18 protein-coding genes are annotated in these 22015 nt (G+C 65.0%); 4 read left to right on the top strand and 14 right to left on the bottom strand.

Annotation, left to right across the window (positions count from 1 at the left end):
- Nucleotides 1–16: 16 nt before the first annotated feature.
- The 8 genes from EYV96_RS18825 to EYV96_RS17135 form a co-directional block, all read right to left on the bottom strand.
- The gene (locus EYV96_RS18825; protein ID WP_165488721.1) at nucleotides 17–499 is read right to left on the bottom strand and encodes an energy transducer TonB; all 483 of its coding nucleotides are present in this window, start codon (nucleotides 497–499) and stop codon (nucleotides 17–19) included.
- A 37-nt stretch (nucleotides 500–536) separates the two neighbouring features.
- On the bottom strand, nucleotides 537–2447 hold the full coding sequence (locus tag EYV96_RS17105; RefSeq protein WP_131152776.1) for a S41 family peptidase: 1911 nt from the start codon (nucleotides 2445–2447) through the stop codon (nucleotides 537–539).
- Between the two features lie 167 nt (nucleotides 2448–2614).
- Nucleotides 2615–3988, bottom strand: a complete 1374-nt coding sequence (locus EYV96_RS17110) for a S41 family peptidase (protein WP_165488722.1) — start codon at nucleotides 3986–3988, stop codon at nucleotides 2615–2617.
- Nucleotides 3989–4227: 239 nt separating this feature from the next.
- The gene (gene tal, locus EYV96_RS17115) at nucleotides 4228–5190 is read right to left on the bottom strand and encodes a transaldolase (protein WP_343134528.1); all 963 of its coding nucleotides are present in this window, start codon (nucleotides 5188–5190) and stop codon (nucleotides 4228–4230) included.
- 27 nt (nucleotides 5191–5217) lie between these two features.
- Nucleotides 5218–6516: an NAD(P)/FAD-dependent oxidoreductase gene (locus EYV96_RS17120; RefSeq protein ID WP_131152779.1), complete on the bottom strand. Its 1299-nt coding sequence runs from the start codon at nucleotides 6514–6516 to the stop codon at nucleotides 5218–5220.
- A gap of 19 nt (nucleotides 6517–6535) precedes the next feature.
- Entirely contained in the window at nucleotides 6536–6973 is a 438-nt protein-coding gene (locus EYV96_RS17125) for a hypothetical protein (RefSeq protein ID WP_131152780.1), read from the bottom strand.
- Between the two features lie 71 nt (nucleotides 6974–7044).
- On the bottom strand, nucleotides 7045–9210 hold the full coding sequence (locus EYV96_RS17130) for a primosomal protein N' (protein ID WP_131152781.1): 2166 nt from the start codon (nucleotides 9208–9210) through the stop codon (nucleotides 7045–7047).
- A 469-nt stretch (nucleotides 9211–9679) separates the two neighbouring features.
- The gene (locus tag EYV96_RS17135; protein ID WP_131152782.1) at nucleotides 9680–10792 is read right to left on the bottom strand and encodes a DUF3667 domain-containing protein; all 1113 of its coding nucleotides are present in this window, start codon (nucleotides 10790–10792) and stop codon (nucleotides 9680–9682) included.
- Between the two features lie 170 nt (nucleotides 10793–10962).
- On the opposite strand from EYV96_RS17135, the gene EYV96_RS17140 reads away from it, so the two are divergent.
- Both EYV96_RS17140 and sppA read left to right on the top strand, forming a co-directional pair.
- Complete coding sequence (locus EYV96_RS17140) at nucleotides 10963–12357, top strand: MATE family efflux transporter (protein WP_131152783.1); 1395 nt, start codon at nucleotides 10963–10965, stop codon at nucleotides 12355–12357.
- A 163-nt stretch (nucleotides 12358–12520) separates the two neighbouring features.
- On the top strand, nucleotides 12521–14380 hold the full coding sequence (sppA, locus tag EYV96_RS17145) for a signal peptide peptidase SppA (protein WP_131152784.1): 1860 nt from the start codon (nucleotides 12521–12523) through the stop codon (nucleotides 14378–14380).
- Nucleotides 14381–14419: 39 nt separating this feature from the next.
- Here the strand turns inward: sppA and EYV96_RS17150 are convergent, their stop codons facing one another.
- On the bottom strand, nucleotides 14420–15241 hold the full coding sequence (locus EYV96_RS17150) for an ABC transporter ATP-binding protein (protein ID WP_131152785.1): 822 nt from the start codon (nucleotides 15239–15241) through the stop codon (nucleotides 14420–14422).
- A gap of 3 nt (nucleotides 15242–15244) precedes the next feature.
- The gene (locus EYV96_RS17155) at nucleotides 15245–15454 is read right to left on the bottom strand and encodes a hypothetical protein (RefSeq protein ID WP_131152786.1); all 210 of its coding nucleotides are present in this window, start codon (nucleotides 15452–15454) and stop codon (nucleotides 15245–15247) included.
- 103 nt (nucleotides 15455–15557) lie between these two features.
- Here EYV96_RS17155 and EYV96_RS17160 point away from each other — a divergent pair, with 103 nt between their 5' ends.
- Nucleotides 15558–16340 carry an SDR family oxidoreductase gene (locus EYV96_RS17160; protein WP_131152787.1) on the top strand — a complete coding sequence of 261 codons (783 nt, stop codon included), beginning with the start codon at nucleotides 15558–15560 and terminating at the stop codon, nucleotides 16338–16340.
- Nucleotides 16341–16698: 358 nt separating this feature from the next.
- Here EYV96_RS17160 and EYV96_RS17165 read toward each other — a convergent pair whose 3' ends face one another.
- Together EYV96_RS17165 and EYV96_RS17170 are read right to left on the bottom strand one after the other, a co-directional pair.
- Nucleotides 16699–17337 carry a DUF4124 domain-containing protein gene (locus tag EYV96_RS17165; protein ID WP_131152788.1) on the bottom strand — a complete coding sequence of 213 codons (639 nt, stop codon included), beginning with the start codon at nucleotides 17335–17337 and terminating at the stop codon, nucleotides 16699–16701.
- A gap of 28 nt (nucleotides 17338–17365) precedes the next feature.
- Nucleotides 17366–18310, bottom strand: a complete 945-nt coding sequence (locus EYV96_RS17170; protein ID WP_205746200.1) for a DegV family protein — start codon at nucleotides 18308–18310, stop codon at nucleotides 17366–17368.
- 304 nt (nucleotides 18311–18614) lie between these two features.
- On the opposite strand from EYV96_RS17170, the gene EYV96_RS17175 reads away from it, so the two are divergent.
- On the top strand, nucleotides 18615–19418 hold the full coding sequence (locus EYV96_RS17175; RefSeq protein ID WP_131152789.1) for an AMP nucleosidase: 804 nt from the start codon (nucleotides 18615–18617) through the stop codon (nucleotides 19416–19418).
- 63 nt (nucleotides 19419–19481) lie between these two features.
- Here the strand turns inward: EYV96_RS17175 and EYV96_RS17180 are convergent, their stop codons facing one another.
- Nucleotides 19482–19754 carry a hypothetical protein gene (locus tag EYV96_RS17180; protein WP_131152790.1) on the bottom strand — a complete coding sequence of 91 codons (273 nt, stop codon included), beginning with the start codon at nucleotides 19752–19754 and terminating at the stop codon, nucleotides 19482–19484.
- A 198-nt stretch (nucleotides 19755–19952) separates the two neighbouring features.
- Entirely contained in the window at nucleotides 19953–21848 is a 1896-nt protein-coding gene (locus EYV96_RS17185) for an LTA synthase family protein (protein ID WP_338068499.1), read from the bottom strand.
- Nucleotides 21849–22015 lie beyond the last annotated feature (167 nt).

Consider the following 22015-nt stretch of genomic DNA (forward strand, 5'->3'; position numbering starts at 1 on the left):
ACTTCCGGGCAGAGAGCTATTCACTGGTCGATCTCGGCTGGCCGAGCGGACCCCAGGCCGTTTTCTTTCCTGGCGGATTGATCAGCGTCGCGGGCATGGGCTCCTTCATGCGCCACTGGTTCTTCGGATCCATCATGACCGGGATGCGCGCGTAACCCTTGGCCGCTACGCCCTGACGGATACCTGGTTCGAAATGCCAGCGACGTACGCCTTCGATGGCTGCCATGTCCAGCAGGGGATAGCCGGAGGTCGCTTCGACCTTCACCGTTTCCACATTGCCCTGGGCATTGATGAGCACGATGAGGACGGTCTCGCCTGCCAGCAAGGATCCGTCATTGCCCCGTGGCCAGGGAATTGAATAGGGCGAATTGTATCCTTGCGCCACGTGTCCTTCGCCTGGCGGACTGAACGTGAGCATGGGTCCGCTCGTGCGCATCGGCGCGTCCATGGCGCATCCCGACACAAGGGCAAGCATCACGGCCACGGCTATCGATCGCATGCATTTCTCCGGCAATGGGTGTTCCTGGACGGGCTGCTCACCAATGCAGCTCGCGCTTCGCGTCGATGACGATGGCGGCGACGTGATTGAGCAGTTCACTATCGTCCGGCTGTGCGGCTTCATCGTCCGCCTCGGCGTAGGTTGTCGATGCATTGAGGTCGATCGGCCACGCGGCCAGCAAGGCATCGCTGTCGATCGGAACCGTGCGCGCTGTCCTGCTGGCCGTGCGCTCAATCTCTTTGCGCTGAAGCGCCGGTAGAGCCTTCGACAGATCATTGGCCTGCGTCACTTTCATCGCCTCGATGGAATCGAATGACACCAGCGGTGGTCCCTGTCTGAGCGCGTGCTGGATGGGCATCGCCAGATCGATATCCGGGACAACGCCATGGCCGGTAATGTTCTCGCCATTTGCGCGGTATACGGTACCGAGGGTCAGCGCCAGATCGCCCTGCGCGGACCCAAGCCGCCGCAGGGAAATGAGGTTTGCCGTATTGCCCGCGCCAGCCGAAGGCTTGCCCACGATCAATCCTTGTCGATGATCCTGGATGGCCGCTGCGAAGAATTCGGGAGCCTCGGCGCTCGCTCCGTTGACGATCACCGCCAGCGGGCCAGTCCAGACGGCCTTGCGTTCGGTCGTGACGATCTGCGTGCCGTCCTTTTCCGTATTGTTGCGCCAGAGCGGCTGATCCCCCAGAAACAGCCCAGCGACGTCGGCGACTTCCGTGGCCGACCCACCTGCGTTGCCGCGCAGGTCGACAATGACGCCAGCCGCTCCTTCCTTCCGGGCACGAATCAGCAATTGTTCGACGTCCCGCGCCGCACTTTGGTAATTGGCATCGCCGCCCTGCCTGGCCCGGAAGTCCTGATAGAACGTACTCAGGCCAATCACAGCCACGCTGGACGCCGGCTTCCCGGCCCGCACCATGCGGAACGACGCCACGTCCTGGGGGACCTCCTTGACCGGTGCCAGCGTCGCCTCCCGCAGCGGGCCACCTGCGCCGACGCCGTAGCGCCGCAGCTGGACATGCACGGATGTTCCTTCCGGCAACGTCGCGAGGTCATGGCTTTGCCATCCGTCCAGATAAATCATGTCTCCCTGGTCGACGGACAGGGCCACGATGCGGTCGCCTTGTCGAATCGCATGGCGGGTGTCGGATCCGACCGCCATGACATGCCTGACCACCGGCCCGCCAGCATCGGCGACGACAGTCAGGCCGAGTTTCGGCAGCAGTCCGGTGACCAGGTTGCGGGGAGACATATAGCGGCTTCCCAGGCCGCCAGCCATGGCGTAGGCGCTGATGAATCGCTGCACAGCATCTTCGCTGTCGGTGGTAGAAACATGGACACCGAACTGGCGATAGCGCTGGGTGAGCAGCCTGCGAATGTCATCGTCCTGTTTCCCGGCGGAGCGCAGCTGCAACCAATCGCTCTTGACGATCTTGCGCCAGCGTTCGTCCAGTTCTTGCGACGAAAGGAACGGGGCGTCATACGACTCGCGCACGTCCAGGGTTTCCGCCGCCGCGTCGTCAACACCATGCTCGAGCAGGCCGATCGCCCGTTCCAGGCGCTGCATCGCCAGTTCCGCGTGACGTGCCGCTATGTTCTTCGGCATGGCCAGCTCATTGGAGGCCAGCAACTGGCTGCTTTGCGCTTCTAAGTCGGCAACGTCCTCACGGCTGAAGAACAGTCGCTGCGGGTCCAGTTGTCGAAGATAGACCTGTAGCACCTTTGCCGCGTAGGCCTCGTCGGCAGGCTGCTTGACGTACTGGAAGCGAGAGAGGAAACCCAGGACCAGCCGGAACGACTGATCGTCGACAGCGGTCGGGCCAGCAGACCCCTGACCCAATGGGTAGGCTGACTTGCCCGCGTATTGGGCTGACGCCGAAGAAGCGACACACAACATGCCGGCCAGGGCGATGCGCCTTGCCGAAATCGTCCATTGATGCACGTTCACAGCCCCCTGTGGATCTTGCGGCGGGGACTCTAGCACAGGCAAGAATGGGGTCCGGGGTGCTGCTGGAGCTGGCCGCTGCGAAACCCCTGGAGTTTTCACTCAGCCGATGGGGAGATGCCCGTGCCGCGTTCCAGCACAGCGCCGACCTGCCAGACCGTCCATCAAGGCGCTACGGCTTGGCGCAACCACGCGGCTGCCGCGTCGATTGCGGCATCGTGCTCCGGCGATTCCGATGGCGTGACCGTGACGTCTGGCGCAAGAGGGCCGTCGTATTGCACCTTGGCGCGATCGAGTTCGACAGTCGTGGTCAGTGCAATGCTTGCACCGTCGGGGAGGACGAAGGTGCCGTTGCCGGTTGGCAGGCCAGCGGTCGGGGCACCGAAAAAGCGTGTGTGCGGACGCCCCTTCAGTGCAATCACCACCGCTTCGCCTGCGCTGGCAGTGTGAGGACCGGTGATCACGGCAAGCGGCGCATCACTCAGATCGATGTCCTGCGCTGCCGGGTGCATCTTGTCGAGTTGTGACTTCCAGGAAGGGGACAGTTCCCTGCCGTTGCGGAAATAACCGAGCGGGCTGTTGCCGAGAAAAGGTCGAAGGGCCGCCAGCATGGGCCACATATTTCCACCGCCATCCTTTCGGAGATCGAGGATCCAGCCGTGCTTGGCGTCGCCGGCGATGCGTGTGATGCCGTCAGTGCCACCGTTGACGAAAGCCCCGATGTGACCCGGATCCTGGCTGCTGAACCCGGGCACGGTGATATAGCCGACGCCTTCGGGGCGTTGCTCGACCGTGGGCACTATCACGTTGCCCTCGGGCGAACGTCTGGCGCGCGTCATCTCGGCTGATACCATGTGGCTGTGATGGTCGCCCAGCGTCGCGAGCAATCGGATGATGATCGGATAGGCATCCTGGGACCAGGCGTCCGCGCCGACTTGCGAGCGTAGTTGCGGGACCATCGTGTCCCAGTCGATGGATGAGGCATGCAAGGCATGTTCGCGCACGATGCTGATCGCGGCATCGAGTTCGGTCTTGCCTGAAACGATATCCGCGGGCTTGAGCGCTTCGCCGCGAACCAGCGAAAGATGATCGACGACGGCACTGCCATCGCCGAACAGCAGCGTTCCGAAGAATATCCGGGTGGCCGAAGGCGGCACGATGATGACGATCTCGCGTCGTTCCGGCGTCACGCCGGTCACCGGTGATTCCTGGGTATTGGCGAAGGTCAGCCTGCCTTGCGGACCGTCGGCGCGCAGCCAGAGGCCGGCGCCGCCCGGGGCGTTTGCTGCGTTGATGGCACCGCTGAGTTTGATGGTGTGCCCGCGATAGGGCGTGGCCTCGACAGAGGCCATCGAGCCTCCGGTGGGCGCGGTGTGACCGGGCGTCGCCGTGAGTTCGACGCGGGCACCCTCACGATCCAGCGCGCTGCCGTGGGCGTGCAGGACGTAGTCGCCCCGCCCAAGCGTCACGGCCCAGTTCGCATCCGTTGGAGCGTCCCCATGGGCGGTCGTGACGATAGCGACGCTGAGCAGTGCCATCGCAAACATATTCACCGTGCGCCGCCGACTGCGACGGTGCGCGTGATGGCGGATCGTGGATGTCGCGCAATCCATCGTCGTTGCACTCCCTGTGGAGAAGATGGAGGCCTTCAGCGGCGCGCTTACGCTACACACATCCCATCCCCGGGAGGCAGTGCCATGGGCACAAAAAAGGCCCTGACTTGTGGCAGGGCCTTTTGGGGCTGGAACGGTCCCGCAAAAAAAGCGGGACCGCAGGCTCAACCGAGCTTCGCACCCAGCATCGTCTCCAGCTTGCGCTGATCAACGGCGAACTTGCGGATGCCATCGGCGAGCTTGTCGGTGGCCATCGCGTCTTCGTTGTGGCCCCAGCGGAAGGCCGCTTCGGTCAGACGTGCGACCTTGGCCTGGCGCGTGCCCTTGTCTTCCAGCGCGCGCGGTACCGCGTCGGTGCTCGCTTCGAGCTTTTCGAGCAGGTCCGGGCTGATGGTGAGGCGATCACAGCCGGCGAGGGCGAGGATCTGTCCGGTGTTGCGGAAGCTGGCGCCCATGACGACGGTTTCGAAGCCGTGCAGCTTGTACCAGTCGTAGATGCGGCGCACCGACTGCACGCCCGGATCGTCTTCCGGCGCAAAGCTCTTGGTCGAAGTGTTGGCGACGTACCAGTCCATGATGCGGCCGACGAAGGGCGAGATCAGGAATACGCCGGCTTCGGCGCAGGCCACGGCCTGTTCGAACGAGAACAGCAGCGTGAGGTTGCACTGGATGCCCCGGCGCTCGAGCTGTTCGGCGGCGCGGATGCCTTCCCAGGTCGAGGCGACCTTGATCAGGATGCGGTTGCGCGGGATGCCGGCGTCTTCGTACAGGCTGACAAGGCGCTCGGCCTTGGCGATGGTCGCGTCCGTGTCGAAGGACAGGCGAGCGTCCACTTCCGTCGACACGCGGCCGGGCACGAGCTCGATGATCTTGCGACCGACAGCCACGGCGAGGTGATCGCCAGCGTCGATGATCTGCTGGTCGCGCGAATTCGACGCCTGCATTGCCCACTCGACCGACTCTTCGATCAGCGGCGCGTAGGCCGGGTGCTCGACGGCCTTCAGCAGCAGCGACGGGTTGGTGGTGGCATCCACCGGGCGATAGCGGGCGATGGCTTCGATGTCACCGGTATCGGCGACGACGGTGGTGTACTGGCGCAGTTGTTCGAGTTGAGTGGACACAGTCATTTCCAGCGAGGTGAACCCTTCAATTCTTCATCCTGAAGCGTCTTCGGGCAAGGTGGGGTTTCCTATCTTCACATCCTCGCCTGTAACGATTCGTGCATGACGCTGGTACGTCCAGTAGGCCCAGGCCCAGTCCAGCAACACCACGAGACGGTTTCGGAAGCCGATCAGGAAATAGACGTGGGCGATCAGCCAGACCCACCAGGCCAGTACGCCGGACAGCTTGAGCTTGCCGAACTGGGCCACGGCGGCCATGCGGCCGATGGTGGCGAGCGAGCCGTCGTCGCGATAGCGGAAAGGGGCCTTGCCGGTCTCGCCGCGGAGCAGGGCGCGAATGCGGGTGGCGGCGTGGCGTCCCATCTGCTTGGCGGCCGGCGCGACGCCCGGCACCGGCTTGCCGTCGGCCTGCACCAGGCTGGCGAGGTCGCCGACCACGAAGACTTCCGGATGAGCCGGCAAACTGAGGTCCGGTTCCACGCGGACGCGACCGGCGCGATCCAGTCCGGCATCGAGGGTGCGGCCCAGCGACGAGGCGGAGACGCCTGCGGCCCACAACACCGTGCGCGCCTGCATGGGTTCCTCGCCGAGCAGGACACCGCCGCCATCAATGGCCGTCACCGCCGTGCCGGTACGTACCTGCACGCCGAGTTTTTCCAGTTGCCTTCGTGCCTTCGCCGAAAGAGCGTCGGCGAAGGCGGGGAGCAGGCGCGGGCCAGCTTCGACCAGCACGACATTGGCTCGTCGCGGATCGGCGCGACGGAACTCGCGGGGCAGCGTGTGACGCGCAATTTCGGCCAGCGTGCCGGCCAGTTCCACGCCGGTGGCGCCGCCGCCGACCACGACGAAGTTGAGCCAGGCTTGCCGTTTGGCAGGATCGTCTTCGCGTTCGGCGCGCTCGAAGGCGGTCAGCACGCGGCGGCGAATCGTGAAGGCGTCATCGAGGGTCTTGAGGCCGGGCGCATCGGCGGCCCAGTCATCGTGGCCGAAATAGGCGTGCGTGGCGCCGGTGGCGACGACCAGGTAGTCGTAATCGATGGGCCCTTGCCGCAATTGCACGCGTCGATGCGCCAGGTCGATATCCATGGCCTCGTCCATCAGCACCGTGGCATTGGCCTGCTTGCGCAGGATCTGGCGTAGCGGCGCGGCGATGGACGGTGCGGACAAACCCGCCGTGGCCACCTGGTAAAGCAACGGCTGGAACAGGTGATGATTGCGACGATCGATCAGCGTGACGCGCATCGACGGATCGTCCAGTTCGCGTGCGGCGGCCAGTCCGCCAAAGCCGCCGCCGAGAATCACGATATGCGGTCGGTTGTCCGTGTCGCTCATGCCTGCCTCGTATCGAAGTTCAGCGTGTCTCGAAATAGCGTTGCCGCCAGGTCATCCGCTGGAACGCCTTGTGCGCGCCGTCGTACGGCTGGCGCAGGATCACCGGTGGCACGAAGGTGAAGGGCGAAGCCCAGATGGCATGCATGATGTGCACGAGGTGTTCGGGCGACTGGCTGTCCACGGTTACCAGCCGTCCAAACGCGGAAACGTGCACGGTGGCGATCTTGTCCAGGCTGTCGCGGCTGAGCAGGGCGATGCGCGTGAAGAGAGGGCCCAGGCTGCGTGAGCCCTGGTCCTCGATCAGGGTCTGGTCTTGCGTGGCTTCGCCCAGCTTTGCCGCGAAAGCGATGACGCGCGCGCGTTCGTCGCCGGGGTCGAAGCCAGGCGGCACGTTCTGATCGGAAACGTCGTGGTGCAGCAGGAGTGCGTGCAGCTCGGCAACGGTCAAGGAGTTCATCCGTGGGCACCTCGCGACCATTGGGACATGGCGTGCATCGATGAGGGGTGAAGAGTAGCCGAAGGCGCTGCTCAGTACAGGTCGACCGGATCCACGTCGAGCGACCAGCGTACGCGCCTCGCCGAAGGCATCGACGCCAGCGATCGCTGCCAGGGCAACAAGGACGCGTGCAGGGCGGCGCGGCTGTCCGATTCGATCAGCAACTGGCCGCGATGGCGTCCGGCGCGCAGCGGCATCGGTGCGGGCATCGGGCCGAGCAGGGTGAGGCCGGTGTGGGCGAGCGCGGCCTGGGCTTCCTGCAGGAAGGCGTCCACGAATTCGCGCTGGTGCGAGTCGGCGCGCAACAGCACCTGGTGGTGATACGGCGGCAACTGCACGCTGCGGCGTTCGATCAGCAATTCCCTGGCGGCCGCGCCGTAGCCTTGCGCGAGGAGTTGTCGCAGGAGCGGGTGTTCGGGATGGTGTGTCTGCAGCAGCACGCGGCCTGGTTTGCTCGCGCGTCCGGCGCGACCGGCGACTTGGACCACCAACTGCGCCAGGCGCTCGCTGGCGCGAAAATCCACGCTGTGCAGTCCTTCGTCGACGCCGACGATGGCGACCAGCGTGAGGTTCGGCAGGTCGTGTCCCTTTGCCAGCATCTGCGTGCCAACGAGGATCGCCGGCGCGCCTTCGTGCAACTGGCCAAGCAGCTCTTCGAAGGCATCGCGTCGTCGTGTCGTTTCCCGATCGATGCGCAAGACAGGGACGTCGGGGAAACGCGCAGTGAGTGCTTCTTCGAGACGTTCCGTGCCCTGGCCCTGGGGTTTGAGATCCGTCGCGCCGCAGGCCGGACAGGCTTCCGGTACACGCGCGTGCAAGTCGCAGTGATGGCAGATCAGCTGGCGGCGACCCGCATGGAGCGTCATCGGATGCTCGCAGCGCGGGCACTCCGCATGCCAGCCGCACTGATGGCACAACAGCACCGGCGCATAGCCGCGGCGATTGCGGAACACCAGCACCTGTTCGCCGCGTGCGATGGTGTCGGCGACAGCACCGAGCAACGCAGGCGAAAGGCCGTGATCAAGGCGTTGCATGCGCATGTCGACGATCTGCACCATCGGCGCACGAATCGAGCCAGGACGCGCGCGCAGATGCAGCGAGCGATAGCGGCCCGCGTCGACATTCGCCAGCGATTCGAGTGACGGCGTGGCCGACCCCAGCAAGACCGGCACGCCAAGTCGGCGCGCGCGCAACAGGGCCAGGTCGCGCGCGTGATAGCGAAAGCCTTCCTGTTGCTTGTAGGCGCTGTCGTGTTCTTCGTCGACGATGACGATGCCCGCGTGCGGCAGCGGGGTGAACACTGCCGAGCGGGTGCCCAGCACCACGCGGGCTTCGCCGTTGCGCGCGCGCAGCCATGCGCGTGCGCGCTCGCCTTCGGCAAGGTTCGAATGCAGTACTTCCACGGCAACGCCCAGGCGATCACGCAGGCGGCGCACGGTCTGGGGCGCGAGGCCGATTTCCGGCACCAGCAACAGAGCCTGTTTGCCCTGGGCGAGGACGCGCTCGATCAGCGCCAAATAGACCTCGGTCTTGCCGCTGCCCGTGACGCCGTCGAGCAGGAACGGCTGGTAGGCGCCCAGCGACTTGCTGATTTCCTCAACCGCATGCACCTGTTCTTCGCTCAGTGCGGGCGGTTGCCCGGCGGGTGCGCGCATGGCTTCGAGCGCCACGCGTTCGATCAGGCCGGCGCTTGCCAGGCGACGCCCGGCATCGCGCCACTCGGGCAGCCGGTCGTGCAGTTCGTTGGCGCCCAACGGCCCGGCAGCCAGCGCTTCAAGCAGGCGAAGGCTGCCACCTTTGCGGCTGCGCGCATCGAGCGCGCTCTGGCCGGCAGGCGTGAGGCCCCAGGCTTCGTCGCGCGTATCGGGCAGCGGTTTGTCTTCGCGCAGCGCAAGCGGCAGGGCGTTGGCGTAGGCCTCGCCCGGCGCGCCGAGCCAGTAGTCGGCTGCCCAGGCAAGGGTGGCCATCAGCTCGGCATCGAGCAACGGGCCATCGTCCATCACGCGCGCCACGCGCTTGAGCTTGTTGGCTCCCACGGAGGACTCGACACCCGTTTCCACCACGATGCCCACCGCCTTGCCCCGGCCGAACGGCACCAGCACGCGACTGCCCGGTGCCGCCGAGCCCTCGGCGGGCGGCAGGTAGTCGAACAGCGTGGGCAAGGGGACGGGTAGGGCGACGCGGTAGGCGACTGTCATGCGGACCTCATGGGTCAAGGAGTGTAGCTGCGGTCCGGTCTTCAGGCGGACGTGAAGTGGTGACCCGCAGGCCGCATGACAGACCCGATACCCCGTCGCCCGGGCCGCTTGCCGGCGGTTGGTGAACCGGCGGCGAGAAGTGAGGGGTAAGTGGTTATCGGGAGGGGAAAATTGTGGTTATCCACAGAACCTGTGGATAAGTCTGTGGATGTACCGGGGAGGGAGGCCCTTCAGGCCCGCCATAACGGCTTTCCTGACGCGCTGTTCAAGTTTTAGCCAGCAAATATTGCAGCGATAAATCAATCACTTAGATAGCTCATGCGGCGAGTGTTCATCTTAGTGCCACATTCGGATACCAGTGCTTGACAGCTTTTTGATGCTGTGCAAAACCCACCGTACGGTGCCGTTGAAACCGCTTTGAAACAGGCTGGTTACGCGATTTCGGTGTGACGACCATCACAAAATGGCGTCAATGCGCGATCGCCATGAGAGAGGCGGCGGTCAGGGCGAACGTGAGCAGCCAGATGTACATCCAGCCCACGAAAAGGTACTTCATCGTGGTCATGAACCAGCCCTGGCGGTAGACCCGCTTCTGCATGATCAGCAGGTAGGCCGGCGCCCAGGTGCACAGGGCGAACTGGATGATGCCGAAGATCCAGCCGGTCCAGGCCGCGTGGGGCTTGAGCCAGGTGCTGAGCATGCCGGTGAGCGCCACCAGCAGGAGGGTGGCGAACAGGAAGGCGTGGCTGTGCAGTGCCACGATCAGGTGTTCCATGTAGAGCCGGCGCTTGAAGATGTAAACGATCTTCAGCAGCAGGGCGAACAGCGGGATCATCACGAACATGGTCTGGGGCAGCGCGCTGAAGGCGCCCGCGACCATGCGCTCGCGCGCCTGCTGTGCCGCTTCGCCATCGGACATGGCGGCCGACATGTTGGCGGCGGCATGGCGGGCCGTGCGGGTCAGGCTGTTGTTGATCGCATCGGGCAGCCACGAGATGTGGACCGGTTCGACGTAGAAGGACTCCTCGTCGCTCTTTTTGCCTTCCAGCGACGGCGCGCCCAGCTCCGTGAGGCGCTTGTTGGCCTGCGCGCGCTGCGACTTGATCAGCTTGCGCGCGGCCTTGCTGCCGATGTCACTGTCCGCCGACGCGTCGGTCAGGCCGGTTTCGAGCTGGCTCATGCGCGCTCGCACGGCGTCGGGCGTGGTGTCCTTGGCGAATTCGCCGGTGGTCACCTCGGCCGCGGTCTCCATGCGGTCCGTGATGCGGTTGACCGCGATATGCAGCGTGAAGAACGCCAGCAGGCAGATCACGAACATCAGGCGGAACGGCGCGACATAGCGCTGACGGCGGCCCGAAAAGTATTCCAGGGTAAGGAAGCCCGGCTTGGTCATCAGCGGGGGCAGGGTGTGCACCACGCGACCATCGACATGCAGGAACATGTCCATGGTGTCTTCCATCATGTGATGCATGGGGCGCAGCACGGTATGGATCGACTGCCCGCAGTGATGGCAGAACTCACCCTGCATCGGCGCGCTGCAATTGGCGCAGTGCACGCCCTCGAATGCGACCACTTCCTTCATCGCTACCCCTCCCCGTGAAGGGGGGGATTCTAAGCGGCCAGGGTGACGGGTGAGTAGTGCGATTCACCGGGGAAATATCCTCCGGCGCTTACCACCGCGCCGGGCACGACCCCTGTCGTCACAAGCGCCGCACCGAGGCAAGCGCTACAATGGCGACCAGGAGTCCCTCTATGTCCCCCTTCCGTCCCGATCGCGCCCGCGTGGCGCACGAGATCGGCGCGACCGTCCGTCTCGCGCTTCCCCTCATCGCTGCCCAGCTCGCCGCCGTGGGCACCAACATGGTCGACGCCATGCTTGCCGGCCATTACAGCGCCCATGTCCTGGGAGCCGTCGCCGTGGGCGCGAGCATCTGGGCGCTGGCCATTGTGTCGGGCATCGGCATGATGATGGCCGTGCCGCCGTCGGTGTCGCAGCTCGATGGCGCGGGCCGTCGTGCCGAAGTGGGCGCGGTATTCCGCCAGGCCATGTGGCTGGCCATCGGCATGGGCATCCTGCTGTGGTTTGGCGTACGTCACGCCGGGTCGCTGATCGATTTGATCGGCGTGTCGCCGGGCCTGCGTCATGACGTGGATGAATTCCTCTTCTCGATCAGCTGGGGCGCGCCGGCACTGACCTGCTACTTCGCGCTGCGTGGCCTGTCCGAGGGCCTGTCCCGGACCTGGCCGTCGATGTGTTTCAGCTTCGGCGGCCTCGTGGTGCTGGCGCCGCTGGGCTACATCTTCATGTTCGGCAAGCTGGGGCTCGCGCCCCAGGGTGCACGCGGCGTGGGCACGGCTACCGCGATCGTGCTGTGGCTGGAAATGCTGGGTTTCGCCCTGTTCATCGCAAAACATCACTACTACCGCGGGCTCAATCTGGGCGAACGCTTCGACTGGCCGCAGTGGCGCCGCATCGGCGAGCTGCTGTGGATCGGCCTGCCGATGGCCGTGACCCTCCTGGCCGAAGGCGGCTTGTTCGTGGCCGTCGCGCTGGCGCTGGGTACGCTGGGCGAAGACGTGGTGGCCAGCCACCAGGTGGCGCTCAACATCGCCTCGTTCTTCTTCATGATCCCGCTGGGCCTGGCCATGGCGATCACCGTGCGCGTGGGCAACGCCGTGGGTCGCGGGGACGCCCAAGGCGTCCGCTACGCCGGCTTCTGCGGCATCGTGCTGACTCTCATCACCCAGGCGGTGTCGGCAGGCATCATGCTGAGCTTTCCGCACTTCATCGCTACCCTTTACACCCGCGATGCGGCGGTGATCGCGCTGGCCTCGCAGCTGATCATCCTCGCGGGCGTGTTCCAGTTCCCCGACGGCATACAGGTGGCGTCGAACGGTGCTTTGCGCGGGCTCAAGGACACGCGGGTGCCGATGGCACTCACGCTGTTCGCCTACTGGATCGTCGGCATGCCGGTGGGCTCGTGGCTGGCCTTCCACCAGGGCTATGGCGCCCGGGGCATGTGGATGGGACTGGTCGCCGGCCTCAGCGTGTCGGCCGTGTTGCTGTTCGCCCGCTTCTGGCGCAGCTCCCGCAGCGAGCGCTGGCGCGAGGCCAAGGGCGACACCCGGGTGACGGCCCTCCATTGATATCGGCCGGGCCCTGCGCCCAGCCTGATCCATCTCCGTGACCGTGCAACGGCAAACGGCTACGCTAGGCGCTCTTCCGGGCATGCTGCCCGGATAGTCCTGGATTCCCGGGTGTGCGCCGCATACAGGGGACGGTGATCACAGGCTCTGAGGAAAAGATTGCATGACGCAGCAGCGCCAAAACGGTTTCTGGGCCTTTCTTTGTGCTTTTGGCCGAGGCATCAATGTCGTTCGGTTGATCATCATCAACCTGGTTTTCTTCACCTTGCTCTTGTTCATCCTGCTGATCTGGGCAGGTTTCTCGATGGGCAGCCACGCCGCGCGCATCGTGCAGAGCGACAGCGTGCTGGTGATCCGCCCGCAGGGCGAGCTCGTCGAGCAGTTCAGCATCGAGCCGCTGCAGCGCGCGCTGGCTGGCTTGTCCGGTGAGCAACCGCGTCAGGTGCAGTTGCGCGACCTGGTGGGCGCCATCGACATGGCCGCCAAGGACACACGCATCACGCGCATCCTGCTCGACCCGAGCAACATGCAGGGCGGTGGCTTTGCCGCGTTGCGCGAAGTGGGTGGCGCGCTCGATCGTTTCCGTGCGGCGGGCAAGCCGGTCATCGTGTGGGCGCCAAGCATGGACCAGGGCCAGTACTACCTGGCCGCACATGCCGATCGCGTGCTGATCGATCCCAAGGGCGGCGTGATGCTCACCGGCCTGGCGAGCTATCGACTGTTCTACAAGGACTTGCTCGACAAGCTCGGCGTCGACGTGCATCTGTTCCGCGTCGGCCAGTTCAAGAGCGCCGCCGAGCCTTACATCCTCGATCACGCTTCGCCGGAATCCAAGGAAGCGGACGGTTTCTGGATGGGCGGGCTGTGGGACAACTACATCAATGAAGTGGCCAAGCTGCGCAAGCTCGATCCGGCGAAGTTCCGCGCCGACATCGACGGCTTGCCGGAAGCGGTCGTGACCGCCAAGGGTGACCTCGCGCAGCTGGCGCTCGAACAGCATCTCGTCGATGGCCTGGCCACGCGCGATGAGATGGAAACGATGATGCGCAAGGAAGGCGTGCCCGCTGGCAAGGAAGGCGAAGGCTTCCGCCAGGTCGCATTCCAGCGTTACAGCGCAGGCGTTGGCGAAGAAATCTCCAGCGCCAACGGTGTCGCGGTGGTGGTCGCCGAAGGTGAAATCGTCGGTGGCAAGCAGCCACAGGGCTCGGTGGGTGGTGAGTCCACCGCCGCGCTGATTCGGGCGGCCCGCGAGGACGACCACACCAAGGCACTCGTGCTGCGCGTGAACTCCCCGGGTGGCGAGGTGTACGCCGCCGAGCAGATCCGCCGCGAAGTCGAGCTCACGCGCAATGCGGGCATCCCGGTCGTCGTGTCGATGGGTAACGTCGCGGCGAGCGGTGGTTACTGGATCTCGATGAATGCCGATCACATCTACGCCGAACCGAACACCATCACCGGTTCCATCGGCATCTTCGGCATGTATTTCACCGTGCCGGGTGCGCTGGACAAGCTGGGCGTGAAGGCCGACGGCGTGGGCACCAGCCCGCTGGCCGGCGCCTTCAACATCACCCGTCCGCTGGATCCGAAGGTGGGCACGCTGATCCAGTCGATCATCGACAAGGGTTATCGCGATTTCGTCGGCAGCGTGGCCAAGGCGCGCAACAAGAACTACGACCAGATCGACACCGTGGCCCAGGGCCGCGTGTGGACCGGCCAGCAGGCGCTCGAGCGTGGCCTGGTCGATGAATTGGGTGGTCTGGGCGACGCAATCGCCGATGCGGCGCGTCGTGCCAAGCTCGGCAAGAATGCACCGGTGCGTTACGTCGAAGCCCCGATGGGCGGATTCGAGCAGTTCCTGGTCGGGCTCAACGACAGCTCGGCCATGATGTCGCTGCAGGCGCACGGCGTGCGCTTGCCCAGCTGGGTGGCCCAGTTGCCGTCGATGGCGCCGGAACTGAAGTTGTTGCGTACGGCGAAGTCGAGTACGCCCAATATCTACGCCTACTGCTTCTGCCAGCCGTAATCGGCGGTACCTCCCTCTCCCTGTCGGGAGAGGGAGCGCTTACAGCGGCGCGGCGTCGAAGAACTCGCCGCGCTGGCGCACTTCAAGCGGCATGTCGAATGCTTCGCTCATCACGCCGCTGCTGAGCACGTCGGCTTTCGTGCCGCGCCGCATGACCTTGCCATCGCGCAGCAACACCACGTGATCGATTTCGGGAATGATCTCGTCGATGTGGTGGGTGACGAGTAACAACGTCGTGCCATGTTGAGCGAGATGACGAAGCGTTTCGAGGAAGCGACGTCGCGTGGCGATATCCAGGCCCGCCGTCGGTTCGTCCAGCAGCAAGGCGCGGGGACGATGCACCAGCGCACGCGCGATCAGCACGCGTCGTGCCTCGCCGGTCGACAGGCTCGCCATGCTGCGTCCGATCAGGCGGCCGGCGCCCATGAGTTCCAGGGCTTCATGCGCTCGCTCGCGCATGGCATGGGTGACCTGGTGGTCGAGGCCAAGGCCCCGCGCGGCAAAGAACCCCGACACCACGGCATCGAAGACTTCCAGCGGCGTATCCGTCGTGTAGTCGAGTTGCGTCGCCGGTGACACCATGCCGAGCAGGGAACGTAGTTGCGACACGTGCCAGCGCGCCCGGCCGAAGACACGCACGCTGTTGGCGCCATCGTCGCGAGCCAGCGGATAAAGCTGACGGGCGACCAGTTTCACCAGCGTCGACTTGCCGGAGCCATTGGCACCGAGGATGGCCGTGTGCTGGCCTTCCTCGATGCGCAGGCTGACGTGATCCAGGATCAGCCGGCCTTCGCCGGCGACGCAGGCCTGGTCGAGCTCCAGCACCGGGGCAGGGACCGCATAAGGTTCGGTGGCCTGCATGGCTTACTGCTCCGCCGCGTCGACCTGCTTGCGCTGTTCGGCAGCCTGGTCGTCAATGGTCTTCTGTACGTCCCTGGCCTTCTGCTCGTCCTTCTTGAGCTGGTCCAGCGGCGTGGCGACGCGTGGGGTTGCCTGGGCGGCCTGGGGGGCGGGTGGTTTGCCGGAGCAGGCGACGAGAGCCAGCGTGCACAGCGGAAGCGTCAGCCATTTCATGGGCGGGTTCCTTCCACGGAGGTTGGGTCCGAGTGTCCTGCCTGGAGGCGGTGGGGGCAAGAGCTTGGTAACCTCCGCGTGCCTCACTCGTCAGAGATGAACCATGAACAACCGCATCGATGCCTGGCAGCTGCAAGGCCATACCGCTCTGGTGACGGGCGCCAGCAAGGGCATTGGCTACGCGGCGGCACGTGAACTGGCCGGACTTGGCGCCGATCTGCTGCTGGTAGCGCGGGACGAGGATTACCTGGAGCAGATCCGCGTCGAGCTGAGCGACGACTTCGAAGGCATCGAAGTGCTTGCCTTCGGCGCCGACCTTGCTGATCAGGAAGACCGCCTGGCCGTGTTCGACTGGGTAGCCGACCTTGGTGCACCGCTCTCGCTGCTGGTCAACAACGCCGGCGGCAACCAGCCGGCACCGACGCTGGACTACAGCGAGGACGCGTACCGGAACATCTTCGAGCTGAACCTGTTCTCGGCGTTCGAAATGAGTCGCCTCGCGCATCCGCATCTCGTGCAACACGCCAACGCCGCCATCGTCAACGTCGGCTCCGTCTCCGGCATCACGCACGTGCGCACTGGATCTCCTTACGGAATGACCAAGGCCGCCCTGCATCAGCTCACGCGTAACCTCGCGGCGGAGTGGGCCACCGACGGCATTCGCGTCAACGCCGTGGCCCCCTGGTACATCCGCACGCAGCGCACGGATCCGGCGCTGGCCAACGATGACTATCTCGACGAAGTGCTCGATCGCACGCCTCTGCGGCGCATTGGTGAGCCAGAAGAAGTGGCGGCCGCGATTGCGTTTCTGTGCCTGCCCGCAGCCAGCTACATCACGGGCCAGGTGCTGGCGGTGGATGGTGGCTTCCTCAACTACGGGTTCTGATCCGCTTTATCCACACGCGATGTGGAACACCTGTTCGCAAGCCTGTGGATAGTCGGGAAAACACCCGTGGTACCGGTGTCTTGCATCGTATTGCGCACTTTTTGACCAACGCCGCATGGCACGCGCGAGCTTATCCACACGCGATGTGGAACAGCTGTTCGCAAGCCTGTGGATAGCTTCGAAAACTTCAGGCGTGCCGGTGGCTTGTATCTCGTTGCGCAGTTTTTGCGCACGCAGGGCGCCGACGTGGTTATCCACACCGGATGTGGAACACCTGTCCAAAAGCCTGTGGATAGTCGCGAAAACGACAAGCGTGGCGATGACTTGTATCGCCTTGCGCAAAAAGTGCGCAGCGCGTCTAACAGCCCGCCAGTTGCCCTTGCAGTTCTTTCTCCCGCCGCTCAAGGGGCGGGCGATCGCTCTTGAAGGCGCGGCGTAACTTCCGTGCGTTGTCGTCGAACTCGTCGCGCAGCGCGCGGCAGGTTTCTTCGTACGAGAGCGGCCGGCACTGGTCCTGCACCCAGACATAGCGGCTGGCGATCAGCCCCGGCGTGATCTTGCCGCGGTTGGCTTCCGGGGCCGAGATGCCGGCGCCGCCGCTGGGTCCATAGGCCTGCGCCAGTGGCATCTGCACGGCACCGAGCATGCCCCAGGGTGCCATGTACGGTTCGTGGTAGCCGCTGTTGCTCAGGTACACCTTGCCGTCAGTGGCGCGGACGCAGGCGAACATCTGCGGAGGCGGCGGTGGCCGTTCGACGGGCGGCGGAGGAGCCTCCTCGACCGGCGCCACCGTGGCGGCCGGTGCCGGTGCGCGCGGCGGTGGCATCGCCGGGCCGGGCGGAGGCATGTCCATCACTTGCTGGCGCTGCGTCCCGGTGCAGGGCTTGTCCTGGTAGATGACGCTGCCGTTGGATGCCGTGCATTTGTACACGGCGTCGTCCGCCAGTGCGGCGGTGCTCAGCAACAACAGCAGGAGCGACAGGCGGGAGGGGCGCATGGGCGGATCATAGCGCCGCCCGGGTTCGTCAGAAGTCGGCCACGTGCTCCTCGGCGGCAAAACCGAGCGTGATGGCGCCTTCGCCCACGTTGACCATGCCGGTGATGCTCATGGGCGACTCCAGCAGGGCCACCCCAGCCTCCTCGCAGGCGGCGCGCAGTTTGTCGTAGCCGGGCATCTTGGCCACTTCACTCAATTCGCCGCCGTAGCTGATGCACACGGCCGGAACCAGCAGGCCGGCTTGCACGCGTTCGGCGGCATAGTTGAACAGGGTTTCCGCGCCATGTTCGAAACCACGCACCTTGCCAACCGGCCCGGTTTCGCCACGGTAGCCGCGCAGCAGCGGTTTGATGTCCAGCGCCGAGCCGAGTACTGCACTGAACAGGCCCACGCTGCGGTCGCCCTTTTTCTTGGCACGGGCACGCAGGTAGTACAGGTCGCGCGGCAGCATGTAGCCGTAGCTGTTGTTGGCAATGTGGGTCAGGCGTTCGCGGATGGCGGCCGGGGCTTCGCCGGCGGCGATCAGGCGCGTGGCTTCCACGATGGTCGGGGCCGCGCCGGCGAAGAGATTGCGGGTATCGATCACGCGCATCAGGAAGGGGCCGGTGAGGCCATTCTTCTCGCGCACGCCGCGGTAGTTCTTCAGGACGGCGAAGCTGGCCTTGATCACGTGGTCGTTGATCGGGCTGCGCGTGGCGGTGATGGTCAGGCAGAAGACGCAGTCCTGCTCCAGTACCAGTTTGTCGAGGAACAGGCGCTGGACGTCTTCGACCGTGCACGGCTCGGTTTCGGCTGAGTGGCTGCGGTCGCCGAGCTTGCGGTCGAGGAAGCGATGGATTTCGACCTGGCTGCGGTCGTCGAGGAAGACCTCGTCGTCGACCCGGACCGTAATGGGCATCACTGCAATGTTGTGTTCCTGCAGGAACGTCTGCGGCAAATCGCAGGACGCGTCGATGGCCAGGCCCATGCGCATCAGGTCACTCCCCTTGTGATCGGCGGGCGCAACATATCACGCGGCGCGAGCGCTGCGGACCGGGTCACAAGTTGGGGTCGCGTGTTTGGAAAAATTCTTAGATGCCGCGGAAAACAGGCGTTTCCCGAATGCTGCGTCGCCGCAGCCCCGAAAGCCTGCACCCATGGCCTCCTGGCTGACTGGCCATACAGGAATGTTGCGACGCATCCAGGTAGAATAGTCCGAATAACTGGCATATCGCCGGCGTGGCGTCGCCGGTAACGCGAGCGGAACGGTAACCGCGCGCCTGGCCTCAAGGGGTCATATGAAAGACAAGCAAGAGATCGTCTCCAACTGGCTGCCGCGCTACACGGGCACTGCGCTGGAGGAGTTTGGCGAGCACATCCTGCTCACCAATTTTGGCCACTACGTTGATTTGTTCGCACAGTGGCATGGCGTCGAAGTGAAGGGCCGGGACAAGCCCATGCCCAACGCGACGGCCGATGGCATCACCCTGATCAACTTCGGCATGGGCAGCCCCAACGCCGCCACGGTGATGGACCTGCTCAGCGCCATTTCGCCCAAGGCCGCGCTGTTCCTGGGCAAGTGCGGTGGCGTCAAGAAGAAGAACGCCATCGGTGACCTGGTCCTGCCGATTGCCGCCATTCGTGGCGAAGGCACGTCGAACGACTATCTGCCTCCGGAAGTCCCGGCATTGCCGGCGTTCCAGTTGCAGCGCGGCGTGTCGACCATGATCCGTGACCTCGGCTACGACTACTGGACCGGCACGGTGTACACCACCAACCGCCGCGTCTGGGAACACGACGAGGCATTCAAGGAATACCTGCGTCGCACCCGCTGCATGGCGGTCGACATGGAGACGGCCACCATCTTCGCGGCGGGCTTCGCCAACAAGATCCCCTGCGGCGCGCTGCTGCTGGTGTCCGATCAGCCGATGATTCCCGAAGGCGTGAAGACCGAAGCGAGCGATCGCAGCGTCACCGCCCAGTACGTCGAGCGTCATATCCGCATCGGCATCGAGGCGCTGAAGCTGGTTCGCCGCAATGGCCGCAGCGTGAAGCACCTTCGCTTCGAAGATGAGAGCGATCGCTCGGACATCGAACTGTAGCCTGCACGCATGAAAAAGCCCGGGAGAGCGATCTCCCGGGCTTTTTTCTTGCCTGCCAGCCGATTACTGGGCGCCGACAGCGGCGTCCGTCTTGACGTCGGCCTTGGCCGGAGCGGCTTCGGCGCCGGCTTCCGTCTTGGCAGCCGCCTTGTGGCTGCTGTGCTTGGCCTTGTGAGCCTTGTGCGTGGTGGTCTGGGTGGCGTCCTTGGCCGGCGCGGCAGCGGCGCTGGTTTCGGTCGCGGTCTTGGCGGAGGCACCCGCTGCATCCTGAGCGAACAGCGGAGCGGACAGCAGGCTGGCAGAAGCGATCAGGGCGGCGAGGACAGTCTTGCGCATGGGTACAACCTCCGGGAGGAATCCGTGGCGAAAGTGCCGCGGTGAGGTGGACGCTATTCCCGCTTTCCCTGCTGGATGCTGAATTTTCCCAAGCGCATTCAACCGGCGGTTAGCTGACTGAATCGCGGTTATTTGGACGTCTATTCGGGTGATCGCGCCCACTTGTTTTTCGTCGCGTGCAAGGCGCCACGCGGGTTGTTACTGGCGAGCACCGGCGTTGACCGAGGCATCGGGACGGGTTTCCCCGGCCAGTCCGCGCGTGCCGCCATCGGCGACAGGAAACAGGCGATCGAGCTTGCCCTTCATGCGAAGCAGGGCGACGCTCGCCATCGCGTCGTCGGTACGCTTTTCGTTCGCGTCCTCGATGTTCGGCTCGGCGCCGGGTGCGCGCGTCAGTGCAGCGAGTTGCGGCGCGAGCACCTGCGTCAGCGCGAAGTAAGCGTCGTCGTGGATGCCGGCGCGTTCCAGCAGGCGGCCGGGCAGCATCCATGAGGCAAGGCTTTCCTGAGTGGCGCGCGCGCCATTGCGCGGATCGACCAGTAGCCACGTGCCCGACTGGCTCAGCATGTCCTTGCCGTCAACGAAGCCAAGCGTTTCGTAAGCGCCGCCGAGCGCGGGCAGGTGATCCCCGTAAAACAGCAGCAACGTGGGGCGGTCGCGCTGCGCCAGCAGTTCGGCGAGGCGACCCAGTTCCTGGTCGGCGTGTTGCATGTGATAGAGGTAGTTCTTCAGTTCGAGCGCGTCGCTGTCGCTCAATCCGGCTGGTACCGGGATCGCATCGCGCGCCGCCGCGTCCGCCGGCGCCACGTCGTAGGGGCCATGCGCCTCGATACTGATCGCGAACAGGAACTGCGGCGGACCTGCGTCCTTCAGCTGCGACATGATTTCGTCGGTCATGGCGCTGTCGGCCATGAACTGGCCGTCCATGGCAGCGCCGTGCGGGAAGGCGGGTTCCGAGACGAAACGGTCGAAGCCGATCGCCTTGAAGGCCGTGTTGCGGTTCCAGAAGGCGGCGTTGTTGCCGTGGATGGCGACCGTTTCGTAGCCATGGGTGCGCAAGGTGCGCACCAGGCCTGGCACGACCTTGCTGTTCATTTGCAGGTACGGAAACTGCAGGTCGTCGAAGTAGCGCAGCGACAGTCCGGTGAGCACTTCGAATTCTGTTCGGATGGTGCCGCCGCCGAAGGTCGGTACGTGCAGCGCGCCGCTGGCGCCCTGGGTTGCGAGGCGGCGCAGGTTGGGCGTCAAGTCGCTGTCTTCGTAACCCTTGAGGATGCGCGGATCGAAGAACGACTCACTCTGTACGACCACGATATCCGGCGCGCCGGTATTGTTTTCGTCCGGCGGCAACTGCATCCGTTCGCGCAGGGCCTGGCCGGAATCGCCGATCAACTGCAGCGCGGCGGCCGGGTCGGCCTTGCGACGCTGCTGGCTGTAGTGCAGGTGGAACATCAGCAGCGAGCTGACCAGCCCAGAGTGTTGCGCGGTGGACGTTGCCGACCACGGCTCCATCCACAGGGTTTCTCCGTCGTACACCCTGGCCCAGGCGGGCATGCCGCCGAGCAGCGAGCCCAGCGTCAGGGCAAGCGCCGTGCCCGCGAGCAGTCGTTTGCCATGGGTGCGGCGCGGGAACAGCGTCGGCTCCTTGCGCCACGCGATCACCACGGCGACCACGGCCGCGGCCATGATCAGGTAAGGCAGGGGCGACGCGGGCAGGTAACTGGCGAGCAGATGCCAGCCGCCCTTGCGGAGCTGACCGACCATGCGGAAGTCAGCCGGCATCAGCGGCGTGCTCAGTTGCCGTACCTTCAGCGCATTGATGCCGTAGATCAGGCCCTGGCTCAGAAAGGCCAGGCCGAAGGAAAGCCAGACCCGGCGGGTGAGTACCAGCAACAGCCCCGCCAGCAAGAGGCCAGGCAGGGCGTTGGCGAGCAGGTAGAGGGGCTGGGAGAACAGCTGGCCCGGGGAAACCCCTTCACCACCGTCGATAACCCCGGTCATCAGCAGGAAGACCAGGGTGAGGGCGACCGGAATACCCACGCGAATCAAGCGGGTGCGGTGGCTGGGGACGGTTTGGGGCTGCATCTCGGTCATGGCAGTTCCGCTAGCGCTGTCATGGCTTGGACACCGGACTGTAATGATCCGGGTCTGAACCAATTGTTGGATAGATCGCTGTTCGAGCTGGGAAACGCCCCGGTAGAAACGGGTGAGAGGCCTCTGGGGTGTACCGGGAAAGTGCGGCCGGAACGTGGCGGCGGTCA

The organism is Dyella terrae (genome assembly GCF_004322705.1).
Taxonomy (GTDB): domain Bacteria; phylum Pseudomonadota; class Gammaproteobacteria; order Xanthomonadales; family Rhodanobacteraceae; genus Dyella_D; species Dyella_D terrae.